This window comes from Haloferax sp. ATB1, from assembly GCF_000730175.1.
In genome coordinates this window covers 1-13,283 of the sequence record NZ_JPES01000007.1, presented here as the reverse complement: position 1 = coordinate 13,283, position 13,283 = coordinate 1, and the positions used below count along the sequence as shown (strand labels likewise).

At 67.7% G+C, this 13,283-nt stretch carries 7 protein-coding genes and 5 pseudogenes; 6 read left to right on the top strand and 6 right to left on the bottom strand.

Annotated features, from left to right (window positions below; all coding sequences use genetic code 11):
- Both ATB1_RS01245 and ATB1_RS01240 read left to right on the top strand, forming a co-directional pair.
- Positions 1-940, top strand: a pseudogene (locus tag ATB1_RS01245) (carbohydrate ABC transporter permease).
- Positions 937-2,012, top strand: a pseudogene (locus ATB1_RS01240) (sugar ABC transporter permease). The pseudogenes ATB1_RS01245 and ATB1_RS01240 overlap by 4 nt, the downstream one beginning before the upstream one ends.
- Before the next feature lie 61 nt (positions 2,013-2,073).
- Here the strand turns inward: ATB1_RS01240 and ATB1_RS01235 are convergent.
- On the bottom strand, positions 2,074-2,946 hold the full coding sequence (locus tag ATB1_RS01235; protein WP_042661914.1) for a hypothetical protein: 873 nt from the start codon (positions 2,944-2,946) through the stop codon (positions 2,074-2,076).
- A gap of 243 nt (positions 2,947-3,189) precedes the next feature.
- Between ATB1_RS01235 and ATB1_RS01230 the strand changes: the two genes are divergently transcribed.
- Together ATB1_RS01230 and ATB1_RS01225 are read left to right on the top strand one after the other, a co-directional pair.
- The gene (locus ATB1_RS01230; protein ID WP_042661904.1) at positions 3,190-3,780 is read left to right on the top strand and encodes a 50S ribosomal protein L15e; all 591 of its coding nucleotides are present in this window, start codon (positions 3,190-3,192) and stop codon (positions 3,778-3,780) included.
- 117 nt (positions 3,781-3,897) lie between these two features.
- Positions 3,898-4,131 carry a hypothetical protein gene (locus tag ATB1_RS01225; RefSeq protein WP_042661903.1) on the top strand — a complete coding sequence of 78 codons (234 nt, stop codon included), beginning with the start codon at positions 3,898-3,900 and terminating at the stop codon, positions 4,129-4,131.
- A 52-nt stretch (positions 4,132-4,183) separates the two neighbouring features.
- Here the strand turns inward: ATB1_RS01225 and ATB1_RS01220 are convergent, their stop codons facing one another.
- Positions 4,184-4,537: a rhodanese-like domain-containing protein gene (locus tag ATB1_RS01220; RefSeq protein ID WP_042661913.1), complete on the bottom strand. Its 354-nt coding sequence runs from the start codon at positions 4,535-4,537 to the stop codon at positions 4,184-4,186.
- Between the two features lie 139 nt (positions 4,538-4,676).
- Between ATB1_RS01220 and moeB the strand changes: the two genes are divergently transcribed.
- The gene (moeB, locus tag ATB1_RS01215) at positions 4,677-5,489 is read left to right on the top strand and encodes a molybdopterin-synthase adenylyltransferase MoeB (protein ID WP_042661902.1); all 813 of its coding nucleotides are present in this window, start codon (positions 4,677-4,679) and stop codon (positions 5,487-5,489) included.
- 22 nt (positions 5,490-5,511) lie between these two features.
- Here moeB and ATB1_RS01210 read toward each other — a convergent pair whose 3' ends face one another.
- The 4 genes and pseudogenes from ATB1_RS01210 to ATB1_RS01195 form a co-directional block, all read right to left on the bottom strand.
- Positions 5,512-6,366: an SDR family NAD(P)-dependent oxidoreductase gene (locus tag ATB1_RS01210; protein ID WP_241767987.1), complete on the bottom strand. Its 855-nt coding sequence runs from the start codon at positions 6,364-6,366 to the stop codon at positions 5,512-5,514.
- A 95-nt stretch (positions 6,367-6,461) separates the two neighbouring features.
- Positions 6,462-8,121, bottom strand: a pseudogene (locus tag ATB1_RS01205) (methyl-accepting chemotaxis protein).
- 277 nt (positions 8,122-8,398) lie between these two features.
- Positions 8,399-10,886: pseudogene (locus tag ATB1_RS01200) on the bottom strand (methyl-accepting chemotaxis protein).
- The gene (locus ATB1_RS01195) at positions 10,883-12,061 is read right to left on the bottom strand and encodes an ABC transporter substrate-binding protein (protein ID WP_394324761.1); all 1,179 of its coding nucleotides are present in this window, start codon (positions 12,059-12,061) and stop codon (positions 10,883-10,885) included. Before ATB1_RS01195 ends, ATB1_RS01200 begins: the two are co-directional and overlap by 4 nt.
- A gap of 283 nt (positions 12,062-12,344) precedes the next feature.
- Between ATB1_RS01195 and ATB1_RS01190 the strand changes: the two are divergent.
- A pseudogene (locus ATB1_RS01190) lies at positions 12,345-13,283 on the top strand (DNA mismatch repair protein MutS); the annotation flags it as partial.

Sequence of the window (13,283 nt, the reverse complement as noted above, 5' to 3'; positions counted from 1 at the left end):
ATGAGCGTCGTCGACAGCGCCGTCGAGCGCGTCGCGGACAGCCCGGTGGTGAGCAGGGACGACCTGCCCCTGCTTTTGGTGCTCCCGGGGCTGTTCGTCTTCCTCGCGTTCATGCTGTTTCCCGTGTTGTATCTGGTGTACCCTCTCGTTTACCAACGCGGAACCGGCCACGCTGTTCCAGGGCAGAGAGCAGTGGGTCGGTCTCGCCAACTACTACGTTCGGGTCCTCTCGGACGGGCAGTTCTGGAACTCGATGGGCGTGACGTGGCTGTTCGTCGCCACGTCGGTCGCGCTCAAGGTGCTCGTCGGTCTCGGCGTCGGTCTCGTGGTGACGGGCAAGCGCGTCCGCGGCAAGCGGTTCATGCGCGCGCTCATCATCGTCCCGCTCGGCCTCCCGGGCATCTTCACCATCACCATCTGGCGCGGCATCTTCAGTTCGGCCGAGTTCGGCCTCGCCAACCAGTTCCTCCGGGCGGCCGGTCTCGGCTCGGTCGCGTGGCTCTCCGACCGCTGGATGGCCTTCCTCGCCTACAACGTCACCGAGGCGTGGCTGGCGTACCCGTTCATGGTCATCATCACCGTGAGCGCCCTCCAGGACGTGTCCGAGGAACTCCACGAGGCGGCGATGATTGACGGCGCGGGCTTCTTCGCCCGCTTCCTGCACGTGACGCTCCCCTCTATCAAGCGCCCCGTGCTGTTCGCCTCGATTCTCACGGCCGCGGCGTCGTTCCAGCAGTTCCTCATCCCGTACGTGTTCAATCAGGGCGGGCCGTCGCGGACGAACGAACTCCTCATCGTCTACGGCTACCGCGAGGCGTTCCGCTTCCAGAAGTACGGTGAGGGCGCGGCCATCATGCTCGTCGCCGTGGCCGTCATCGGCGTCTTCATGATGCTGAACGTCAAGAAGGGACAGCTCGCCGACGGGGTGGACGACGCATGAGCGTCATCTCCGACATCGCGGCCGAACTCGCCGACGACGCGCGGAACGCTGCGATGGCTCCCGTCGAGTCCGTCAAGGACGCGAAGTACACTCTCGAAGGCGTTCGCGAGGGGCGCATCAGCCCCGCGACCGTGCTGAAGACCGCCGGCATCACCCTCGGTGCCGCGGTCGTCGTCGCGCTCCTGTTGTTCCCGCTGTACTGGGTCGCCGTCGGAGCCTTCTCGGGCACCGGCGCGTCGCTGTACTCGTCGAGCGGGATTCGGCTGTGGCCGGCCGACCCGACCATCGAGCCGTTCCTCTGGGTAATCGGCGACCTTATCGTTCCGAGCTACCGCATCAGCCTCGGTCTCGGCGGCTACGAGGTGTTCCTCCAGACGCCCGGACTGACCCTCCTCGACGTGTCGCAGTACGGCGTCACGGAGACGTCCGAGTTCAAGCGGTTCTTCGCCAACAGCCTCACCGTGGCGATTCCGACGGTGCTCCTCGCCATGAGTCTCATCGTCCCCGGCGCGTACGCGCTGTCGCGCCGGCAGTTCATCGGCCGCTCGAAGGTGCTGTACGGCTACGTCCTGTTCACCCAAATCGGCGGCGGGCTGGGCGTCGCGCTCCTCATCGCGCTGTACGCGCTGTTCGTCCAGTTCGGCTTCAACGACGACAAGCTCGCGCTGTCGGCGTACTACGCCGCCACCGCGGTCCCGTTCAACACGTGGCTCCTGAAGACGTACATGGACGGGATTCCCGTCTCCTACGAGGAGGCCGCGATGATAGACGGCGCGCGTCGTGGAAAATCGTCACCGAGGTCATCCTGCCGCTGTCGAAGGCGGGGCTGGCGACGGTGTTCATCTTCACCTTCCTCACCGGGTGGACCGAGTTCGTCGTCGCCCAGACGCTGCTTTCGACGGACAACTACACCCTGCCCGTCGGGCTGTACTCGCTCGTCGGCCGGTACTCCATTCCGTGGGCCCGGTTCTCGGCGTTCGCGCTCACGTTCGCCGCGCCCATCATGCTCATCTACCTGTTCGCACAGCGCTACATCGAAGGTGGCCTGTCGTTCGGCGGGATGGAAGGATAGGCGTCGGGCCGCCGACGCGCGCCTCTCTTTCCGTTTGGGGGTCTCTACCGCCGAGTACGCGTCACTGACCAACAAGTCGTCCGTAGACTCTCGTCTCCGCCCGGTACGTCAGATAACTCGCCAAACCGAGGGAGAACACAACCGGGAGAACGAACGTGGCGGACGAGGAGACGAGGTCCGACACTCCGAGTACGGTGAACGCGGCCGAGACGAGTCCCATCAGGAGACTCAACACGAGAAGCGAGGGCAGGAGGACGACGAGAAACTCCGCCGCGCGGTCCCCACCGCGTTCGGAGTCGGTGAGGGCGTAGCCGGCAACTGCGCCGAGACAAGTCGCCACCACAGTTGCTGGCCCACCGTCGAGACTGAAGTTCGTCCGTGTCGCCGCGAGGTAGCTCCCGTAGACGGCGAACCCGGCCATGCCGAGAATCAGTCCGACGATAGCACCCCTCGCCGACCCGAGAAGCCTGCCGCGGTGGCGACGGTACCACTCGCGGTCGACCCGATAGGCGAGCAGGTGCGCGACACCGAATGCGGCGACCGCGGTGAGAGTCGGAAGGACGAAGAACGGGACCGTAAACAGCCGCTCGCCGAGCAGCAACTGGAACGCCATCGTGGGGACGATAGCAAGCGCCCAGCAAACGACGAACGACCCGACGAAGACGACGCGACGACGGTGGGCCGACGGCGACGTCGAACCCCGGCCAGTCGTAATCCAACGGTACCCACCGAGCGCGCCGACGACGAGTCCGAGCGGTGCGGCGAACTGAATCGACGTCACCCAGTCGGGCGGAAAGAACGCGGCTGTCGTCGCTCGGTAGTAGTTCCCGAGGAGTCCGCCGAGGGTATCCAAGACGAAGGCCTGCACCAGACCCCACTGAAGGGCAGCGACGAGGGCCTGTTTCCGCGTGGAAGGCGTATCCGAAGAGGGCACGTTCCGATACGACACCGCCGACGTATTATAATGTGCTGACAGGACACCTCGCCAGCGCCGACCATTGGCTCTCGTTCGCACACCCGCTGTTAATCCGAAGTTCTTAACCCTCCCCATAGGGAAAATCCGCCAACTCGCTGGCAACGCGGGCACGCCAGAGGGCACCCGTCACGCACGGGACGAAATGTGGTCTCAGGGGAGTTCCCCGACGGACTGAATCGCAAGCGCCCGCGGTGATACACAATGGCACGAAGCTTCTATTCCCACATCAAGGAAGCGTGGAAGACCCCGAAGGAAGGCAAGCTGGCCGAACTCCAGTGGCAGCGAAAACAGGAGTGGCGCGAGCAGGGCGCTATCGAGCGCATCGAGCGCCCCACCCGCCTCGACAAGGCCCGTGAGCTCGGCTACAAGGCCAAGCAGGGCATTATCGTGGTCCGCGTCTCCGTCCGCAAGGGCGGCGCGCGCAAGCAGCGCCACAAGGCCGGCCGCCGCACGAAGCGCCAGGGCGTCAACCGTATCGGCCGCCGCAAGTCCATCCCGCGCATCGCGGAGGAGCGCGCCTCGCGCAAGCACCCCAACCTGCGCGTGCTGAACTCCTACGGCGTCGGACAGGACGGCTCCCAGAAGTGGCAGGAAGTCATCCTCGTCGACCCCGAGCACCCGGCCATCCAGAACGACGACGACCTCAACTGGATCTGCGACGACACCCACGACGGCCGCGCCTTCCGCGGTCTCACCAACGCGGGCAAGAAGAACCGCGGTCTCCAGAACCGCGGCAAGGGTACGGAGCACATCCGTCCCTCCATCCGCTCCGGCAACGGCCGCGGCAAGTAACGCCCCGCGCACCGCGCCGATTTCTCTCTTTATCGACCGCCGAGCCTAGCTCTGGCTCCGTCGGAATCGGCAGCCAGTACGCTTATTCCGGCCGGTCAGAACTACTGACACGACTGCATGGTCAGTATCGAACTCGGCGGGCCGCTACTCCTCGCCGCCGCGGTCCTCGGAGCGGCGTGGATATACCGAGACGCGAAGCGCCGGGCGATGGACACGGCGGACATGTGGGCCGTCGGGTTCTTCGTCGCGTTCGTCCTCCTGCCGGTGCTCGGCGGCCTCGCGGTCGTGGTCTTCTATCTTCGGAACCGAAACCGGCGGCGCGGGTCGCCCGTCACGGTGCCCGGCGAGTAGGCACGGGCGTCGCTCGCCGGGTCGGGAGCCGTCCGCAGAAAACCGGAGTGACTCAGAACGGCGACGTGGGACCGAGGTCCGCCTCGCCCTCGCTTTCGGAGCCGTCTTCGACCGCGCCGTCCCACGCGTCGAAGCCGCCGCGGAGGCTGGACACGTCGGCGTCGACGTTGTCGTCGAGCACCGAGGCGACCTGCTTCGAACTCTTGCCGACGTAACACGAGACGACGACCTCGGCGGGCCACTCGCGGTCGAACACCTCGGGGCCGAGCGTCGCCGCCGGGAGGTTCTCCGAGTCGGGGATGTGTCCGGACGCGTACGACGAGGGGTCTCGGATGTCGACGACGGCGAGTTCGTCGTCGTCGGCCAGTTTCTCGCGTAGTTCGTCGGGCGTCGTCTCGGCGACCATACCCGACGTGAGCGGGCGGAGCGCCAAAGGCGCGTCGCTTCCGGCGATGTCGTCGGCGGTAGCGACGACGGGGTGAGAGTCGAGACGCGGGGCGCGCCCGTGCCGCGGCTTTATTCGGGGGCGACGCCAACCTCGGGATATGACGCTCTCACTCGACGCCACCCAGTTGGACCGCTACTCGCGGCACATCATCATGGACGAGGTCGGCCCGGAGGGGCAAGGGCGACTGCTCTCCGCGCGGGTCGTCGTCGTCGGCGCGGGCGGGTTGGGCGCGCCGGCCATCCAGTACCTCGCGGCGGTCGGCGTCGGCGAACTCGTCGTCGTCGACGACGACGCGGTCGAGCGGAGCAACCTCCAGCGGCAGGTCATCCACCGTGACGACGACGTGGGAACGCCGAAGGCCGAGAGCGCCGCCGCGTTCGTCCGCGGGCTCAACCCCGACGTGTCGGTCGAACCGGTCGAGGCCCGCGTGGACAAATCGAACGTCCACGAGGTCGTCGCGGGCGCGGACGTGGTGGTCGACGCCTCGGACAACTTCCCGACGCGCTACCTGCTCAACGACGTCTGTCGCTTCGAGGGAATCCCGCTGGTCCACGGCGCGATATACAAGTTCGAGGGACAGGCGACGACGCTCGTGCCGGACGGACCCTGCTATCGGTGTCTGTTCCCCGAAGCGCCCGAACCGGGGACCGTCCCCGACTGCGCGACGACCGGCGTCCTCGGCGTCCTCCCCGGCACGGTCGGCTGTATTCAGGCGACGGAAGCGATGAAGCTCCTCCTCGACGAGGGCGAGGTGCTCGACGGGCGGCTCCTGTTTTACGACGCGATGGACATGACGTTCGAGACGGTCCCGTACCGGAAGAACCCGGACTGTCCCGTCTGCGGCGAGGGCGGCGTCGACTCCATCGAGGACATCGACTACGTCGAGAGCTGTGCAATCAGCCTCGACTGAGGAGAGTGCGGTGTCGGCTCCGCTATTCCATCTCGTTACCGCCGTTGACGGGCGTGTAGGTTCCGGTCACGAACTGGGCGCCCTCACCGGCGAGCGAGGCAATCGCGTGTGCCACGTCCTCGGGTTGCGCCACCCGGTTCAGCGGGGTTTGGGACGCTACCTGCTCGCGTACGTCGTCGATGTGACCCGCCGTGGCGTCGGTCTCGACAAGTCCCGGTGCCACGACGTTCGCGGTGATACCGTGGGGACCGTACTCCTGGGCGATGTACTTGGCGAACGCGTCGAGACCACTCTTGGCCGTTCCGTGGGCGATGAACCCCGGCGAGGGGCTCTTACCGGCGCCGCTGGAGACGTATATCGCGCGGCCGTACTCCTGTTCGACCATCTGCGGCAACACCGCTTTCGAGACGGTGAAGGCGGCCTTGAGTTCGGCGTCGAGTTTCGACGAGAACTCGTCCCACGTCATCGAATCGAACGACTTCGTCGCAAACGGCATGTTCGCGTTGTTGACGAGCACGTCTATCCGTCCCCACTGTTCGATGACTCCCTCGACCATTCGCTCGACTGCGGACTCGTCTTGCACGTCGGCTTGCGCGACGAGCGCCTCACCGCCGTCGTCACGGATTTCTTCGGCCACCGCGTGCGCCTCCGCCTCACTAGAGCGGTAGTTGATAACGACCTTCGCGCCGCGGTCAGCGAGCAGCTTCGCCGTCTCGGCTCCGATTCCGCGGCTACTTCCCGTCACGAGTGCGACACGGTTAGATAAATTCGACTCAGACATCGTTTCAATCGATTTCCACTGGCGGTCAAGTACCTGTTGGATGATGGTTTCGACGGCGGTGAGAACCCACAGCACGTTGACCGACGAGCCCAACACGCACCCCCGTTATTTCGGTTCGTGGAGGTACCCGCTCGCCGTAGCGACGGTGGGGATTGCAACGACGCCGCCGTCTCGGCGGCGTGACGGGCTCGCTACCGGTCGAACTGGAACCCGCCGAACTCGTCGTCGGACCCGCCGTCGGTCGCCGCGCGGACCGAGTCGGCGTCCGCGCCGTCGACCGCGTCGTCGAAGTCCATCGCGTCCAGTTCCTCAACCGCCGCGGCGTCGCCGCCGACGAGGGCGTCCACCCGGTCGGCGAGCGCGTCGAGGGCGACCGTCTGGTCGGCCGTCGCGTCGGTGATGTCGGTCGTCGACGACTCGGCGGCGGTCGCGTGCTCTTGGGCCGTCTGAATCGTGCTCGTGACCTCCTCGATGTTCGTCGCCTGCGAGTCGGTCGCGCGGGCGACCTCGGTAACGCCGTTGGCCGCGGAATCCGCGGCGTCGGCGATTTCGGAGAGCGAAGCGAGCACGTCCTCGATTTCGCCGGAGGCGACCTGAATCTGCTCGTGGGACTGCTCGGACGCCAGCACCGTCTCGTCGGCCTGTTCCTGAATCTCCGTGATGCTGTCGGCGATTTCCTCGGTGTGCTCGTGGGTCTGGTTGGCGAGCTGTTTGACCTCGTCGGCGACGACCGAGAAGCCCTCGCCGGCCTCGCCCGCCCGGGCGGCCTCGATGTTCGCGTTGAGCGCGAGCAGGTTCGTCCGGTCTGCGACTTCGGCGATGACCTCGACGACCTCCTCGATGACGCCCATGCGCTGTTGGAGTTCGGTCACGCTGTCGAGCAGTTCGTCGGAGATGTCGATGACCTGGTCGGTCGCGGTTCTGATGCTCTGTCCGGCCTCGTGGCCGTTTTCGGCGGCCACGCGGGCCTGGTTCGCCGCCGACGCGACCTCGTCTGAGGTGGCGGCGATCTCCTCCATGCTGGCCGACAGTTCCTGCATCTCCTCGGAGCCGGTCGAGAGGAGGTCCGCCTGCTCCGTGACCTGCGACTCGATGTCGGTCGCGGCGGTCGCGGCCCGCTGAATCGCGCCGCCGAGGTCGGCGGTCGTGGCGTCGACCTCGCTGGCGAGGCGGTCGAACCGGGTCGCCATCTCGTTGAGGTCCGAGACGACCGCCAGCGTCTCGTCGTTGAGGACGTCCCGGTCGTCCGTGAACGACGCGCGGGCCGAGAGGTCACCTGCCGTGAGGCTCCCGATGGTGGTCGAGACCTCGTCGACGAGCGCCTCGGACGCCCGCTGTTTCTCCACGGCGTCGGTCCGGTCGTGAACCGCCTCGACGACGCCGACCAGTTCGTCGCCCTCGAACAGCGGTTGGGCGGTAAAGGCGATGTGGCGCTTCGCGCCGTTTCGGTCCGTCATCGTGCTGGTGTCGCGGTAGAGCCGGCGGCCCTCGTCGACCACGTCGAGGCCGTGGACTTCGTCGGCGGTCCGCGGGTCGTCGAGCACCTTGTCGGCGAGCGTCTTCGCCCGCCGACCGTCCGGGTAGAACAGTTCGCTCACGTGTTCCGACCCGAGCGCCTCCGACGCGGGGACGCCCGTGAGCTTCGAAATCGGGTCGTTCCACGCGATTGATTCGGTTGTCGGCGTCGAGGACGAACACCGGCATCCCCACGCCGTCGAGCAGAGCACCCGTGTCCAGTCGCTCCGCCGCCAGCGCGACCGTTCCTCGTTCGTCCGCCTGTGCGCCACCGTCGGTCCGCGTCCGAGCCCCGACCCCCGGGACCAGCGCCGCGAGTCGCGAAAGCAGGTCCATACATTCTCCCCACGCGGATTGCCGGTATAACGCTACGCTCTAAGCTATCATATCTGATATTGGATGGTACTGAATCGGTATCTTCTGCGAGCGGATGTAGAACACGAACGGTCGAGAAACGCGGTCGTCAGGTGGGAGAGCCGAGTGGGGGACCGGGGAGGACCGGAGAGAGCCGAATAGAGGCACCGAGAGACCGAATGGCGGCCCCGAGAAGACCGAATGGGAGACGAGCCCTTCGGAGGGGTGCGGGGCCGCCCTGCGACGGGCGGGCGCGGTGTTAGTCGAGTCTGTCGGAACGGTCGTCGTCGATGCGGTCGGAACGGCCGTCCGCGTCGAGACCGCTGTCGGCGTCGAATCCACCGTCGGTCGCCGGGGCATCAAGTCCGCCGGTCGACGCGCCGTCGGCGTCGTCGAACGCACCGTCGCGGTCCGCAGCGTCGTGGTCGACGGTGAACTCGGAGACGAGCGACATCAGCCGCTCGGACTGGGTGGCGAGGCGGTCCGCGCCGTCGGAGACCTCGCTGAGCGAGGCGGTCTGTTCTTCGGCCGCGGCCGCGACCGACTCGGCGCGCTCGGCGGTCTCGTCGCTGATATCGGACACGCGGTCCATCATCGACGCGACCTCCTCGGTCGAGGCGGCCTGCTCGTCCGTGGTCCGGCTGATTTCGTCGACGCCGTCGGTCGTCTCGCGGACGTTCTCGACGATGGTGTCCAGCGAGTCGCGGGCGGTCTGGACCGCGTCGACGCCGGAGTCGACGGCGTCGCGGGTCTCGCGCATCTCGGAGACGGACGCCGCGGACTTCGCTTGGACCTCCTCGATGGTCGCCTCGATTTCCTCGGCGGAGGCCTTGGTCTCGCCGGCGAGCTCCTTGACCTCGTTGGCGACGACCGAGAAGCCCTCGCCGGCCGTCGCCGGCGCGGGCGGCCTCGATGTTCGCGTTGAGCGCGAGGATGTTCGTCTGCTCCGCGATGTCGGTGATGAGTTCGACGATGTCGCCGATTTCGGCCATGTCGCCTTCGAGGTCCTCGATGCGGTCGACCGTCCGGCGGGTCTGGGTCTCGACGGTCTCGATGGTGTCGATGGCGTTGGCGGCCGCCTCGTGGCCGTCCTCGCTCGCTTCGAGGGTGTGCTGGGCCGTCTCTTCGAGCTCGCTCGCCGAGGAGGCGACCTCCTCGATGGTCGCAGAGAGGTTGCTCGTCTCGCTCGTCGTCTGCCGGAGGTTCTCGCGCTGTTCGTGCGCGCCCTCGGCCATGACCTGCGTGGATTCGCTGACCTGCCGGCTCGCGCGCTCTATCTCTTGGGAACTCGCGGTGACCTCCTGACTGGCCGCGGCGACGGTCTCGGCGAACTCGACGACCTCCGCGACGGTCGCTTCGAGTTCGTCGGCCATGTCGTTGAACGACCGCGCCATCTCGTTCATCGCGTCGTTGTCGGCGTCCTCGGACATCCGGCGCGTGAGGTCGCCGTCGGCGGCGTCCGCCATCGTCTCGCTGAACTCGGCGGCCTTCGCTTCGAGTTCGGTGATGAGGGCTTCGAGTTCCGTGTGCGTCTGGCCCATCGACTCGCCGAACGACCCCGGGATGTCCTCGTCGAGGACGGGGTCGTCGAAGCGCTTGTCCGCGAGCGCCTCGGCCTGCCCGGCGACGGTCGTCAGGTACGCCTGCATCGACTCGAAGGAGTCGTACAGCCGGCCCATCTCGTCGATGCGGGCGGTGTTCGGGAGGTCGCCGTCGACCTCGCCGTTGGCGATGTCGTCGGCGTTGCGGGCGACGACCGAGAGGGACCGCGCGGTGCCGCGGCCCATAGTCGCGCCGACGAGGAACAGCGCGCCGACGCCGAACGCGACGAGGAGCATCACGTTCGTCGTCACCTGCGACTGGAGCGCGAACGCCCGGTCGGCCGGGACGTGGTAGGTGAGCACCCAGTCGGTGCCGGTGATGGGCGCGTACGCCATCGCGTACTCGCCGGACTCCATGCCCGTGCGGGCGGAGACGACCTCGTAGCCGGTCTGCCCGGACAGCGCGGCGTCGATGGCCTCGATGGACGAGCCGTCGGCGGCCGCGTACTGGTCGAGGATGGACGCCTTGCGGTTGTCGAAGAGGATGGTTCCCGACTCGGAGACGACCTTGGTGTCGCCGGTCGCGTAGGGCGATTCGAACTGGTGGGAGCCGGCTTCGAGCGACGCCGTCAGGACGATTGCCCCGTTGGCTCCGGAGACGGGCGCGGCGAACGCGACGACCGGCTCGCCGCCGGACTCGTACGGCTCGGTGACGGTCACGGACTGGCCCGACGCCAGTGCCGCGGCGTCGTCGGCCCACGGCGCGGACAGCGAGTCGAGCGACTGGCCGGTCGCGCTGTCGGTCGTACTGGCGACGACCGCGCCGGTGTCGGCGTCCACGTAGTGGAGCGAGCGAACGTCGCCGGAGAGCTGGATGAGCTTCCCTTCGAGCCACCGCTGGTGGTCGGCCGCCGGGGTGCCCGCCGGCTGGTCGGCGAGCGACTCGGCGAGGAACGAGACGGTCGACTCCTTCGAGGTCACCCAGTCGGAGACCGACTTCGCCTCCGTCGCCGCCGCGCCGCGAATCTGCGACTCGGTCTGCGACTCGACGACGGATTTGGTGTCGAAGTGGATGTACGCGCCCGCGCCGCCCATGACGAGCGCGATGAGGAGGAGCACGACGCCGAACTTCGCCGCGTAGCGCCGGCGAATCACGTTCGGAAGCGCCCGTTCGAGGAGGCTCGTCAGCCGCGAGAACGGGTTCATTGCGCACCTCCGGACTCGAAGAACTGGCGCTGGAGGAGTTCGACCTGCTCGACGGAGCCGTCGTGGACCCGCTCGACGAGGTACGAACTCAGCGGTTCGAGCGCGGCCGTGAGGTCGACCCCGCTCGACGCGCCCTGATAGTTCAGTTCGCGGCCGGCGTCGACGAGGGTCCGAACCCGGTCGAACTCGCCGACTGAGACGGTGTGGCCGGTCCCGCCCGAGACGGCCTGCAGGGCGTCGGCGATGGCCGGACCGGACGCCTCGCCGGCGTACTCCGCCGCGGTCGCCATGAGGAACAAGGCGTCGTAGGCGTTCGCCGCGTAGGGTTGCAGCGGCGCGATGTCGGAGAGCCGCTGGGAGAGGTGGAAGTAGCCGTCAGTCCGAACCGACGACAGCGAGGCGCTGTAGAAGCCCTCGTAATAGGGCGGAATCTCGCCGTCGAACAGGCCCGCCGAGAAGACCCACGGGGCCTCGTAGTCGGACGCGCCGTAGGCGTCGAGGACGCCTCCCTCCTGTCCGGGGACGCTGACGAAGCCGACCGCGTCGGGCGAGTCGGCGAACACCTCGTCGACGACGCCGCCGAAGTCGTCCGCGGCCGGGTCGTAGCTGACCTCGGTGACGACCTCCGCGTCGAGTTGGTCGCCGAGCGCGGTGCCGAGGTCGGAGCCGAAGGCCCCGTCGACGGTGAGGAGGGCGACCCGGTCGGCGTCGGCGTACTGCGGCGCGTCGAGAATCTTCGCCATCGCGGTCGCCTGCAGGCTGTCGCTCGGGACGGTCCGGCCGAAGAACTTCCGGCCGTCGGCGCGCCCGGCGTCCGAGAGCCGCGGGTTCGTGCTCGCCGGACTCATCTCCATGACGGCGTCGTCGGCCGCCTTCGGAGCGAGCGCGAGCGACACGTCGCTGACGAGGCCGCCGACGAAGCCGACGACGCCCGCGTCGGCCAGCGAGGCGTAGCCGTCGGTCGCGACCGACGCGGACCCCTCCGTGTCCACGGTGGTCAGTTCGACCGGCCGCCCGAGCACGCCGCCCGCGCGGTTGATGTCTTCGACCGCCTGCTCGGCGGCACGCTTGCCGTGCGTTCCAACCTGCTCCAGCGACCCGCTGACGGGCAACATCGCCCCGAATCGAACGGGCTCCCCGGACTCCGTTCCGAACGTCCCCACGCACCCGGACAGCGAGCCGAGCCCCACCGCGCCGGCGGCGGTGCGAAGAAACGTTCGTCTGTCGTACCTTGCTGTCACAGATTGCCCGAGACAACTCCCCCATATAATTTTGGGCCGCCAATTATCATACGCTGTATTTTTGGGAGGATTGTCCAACATCAAACACGAAATATGGACGTGCTACCATTCGACATACAACCGGGTCGTCGCAGCGGGCGGGTTTGGCTCGGGTCGCACGTAGCCCGCCGGCCGGGGCATCGTAGCGTTTTATCCGCCGGCCCGCCCACGTGCGGACATGACTACTCAGGGAATCGTCGGACAGTTCCTCTCCTTGAAAGAGGAGACCGACGCCGACCTGCTCGCCATGCAGTGCGGCGACTTCTACGAGTTCTTCGCCGACGACGCCGAGACAGTCGGCCGCGAACTCGACCTCAAGGTCTCCCAGAAGTCCTCGCACGGGTCGTCGTATCCGATGGCGGGCGTGCCGCTGAACGACCTGACGCCCTACCTCAAGGCGCTCGTCGAGCGCGGCTACCGGGTCGCCGTCGCCGACCAGTACGAGACCGAGTCCGGCGACCTGCGCCGCGAAATCAAGCGCGTCGTCACCCCGGGGACACTCCTCGAAACCTCCCGCGCCGACGCGCAGTTCCTCGCGGCCGTCGTGACCGACGGCGACGGCGTCGGCCTCGCGTTCGCCGACATCACGACCGGCCAGTTCCTCGTCACCGAGGCCGCGACCGTCGACGACGCCGCGGCCGAACTCTACCGCTTCGCCCCCGTCGAAGTCCTCCCCGGCCCGGACCTGCGGAGCGACGACGAGACGCTCTCGCGCCTGCGCGAGGCCACCGACGCCTCCTTCTCGCTTTTCTCCACCGAGGCGTTCGCGCCGGGTCGCGCCCGCCACGCCGTCCGCGAGCAGTTCGGCGCGTCAACGGTCGATAGCGTCGGCCTCGACTCCGACCTCGCGACCCGCGCCGCCGGCGGCGTCCTCGCCTACGTCGAGGAGACGGGCGCGGGCGTCCTCCGGTCGATGACGCGCCTGCAGGTCTACCACCCCTCGGACCTGCTCGAACTCGACGCGACCACCCAGCGCAACCTCGAACTCACCGAGACGATGCACGGCGACCGCTCGGGGTCGCTGTTCGACACGATAGACCACACCGTCACCTCGCCCGGCGGCCGCCTCCTCCGCGAGTGGCTGACCCGGCCGCGGCGCGACCGCGACGAACTCGCC

What these genes read in the sequence shown, in the direction of transcription:
- ATB1_RS01230 (WP_042661904.1), top strand. Translation starts at nt 3,190, where the DNA reads ATGGCACGAAGCTTCTATTCCCACATCAAGGAAGCGTGGAAGACCCCG.
- ATB1_RS01220 (WP_042661913.1), bottom strand. Translation starts at nt 4,537, where the DNA reads ATGGTCGCCGAGACGACGCCCGACGAACTACGCGAGAAACTGGCCGAC.
- moeB (WP_042661902.1), top strand. Translation starts at nt 4,677, where the DNA reads ATGACGCTCTCACTCGACGCCACCCAGTTGGACCGCTACTCGCGGCAC.
- ATB1_RS01225 (WP_042661903.1), top strand. Translation starts at nt 3,898, where the DNA reads ATGGTCAGTATCGAACTCGGCGGGCCGCTACTCCTCGCCGCCGCGGTC.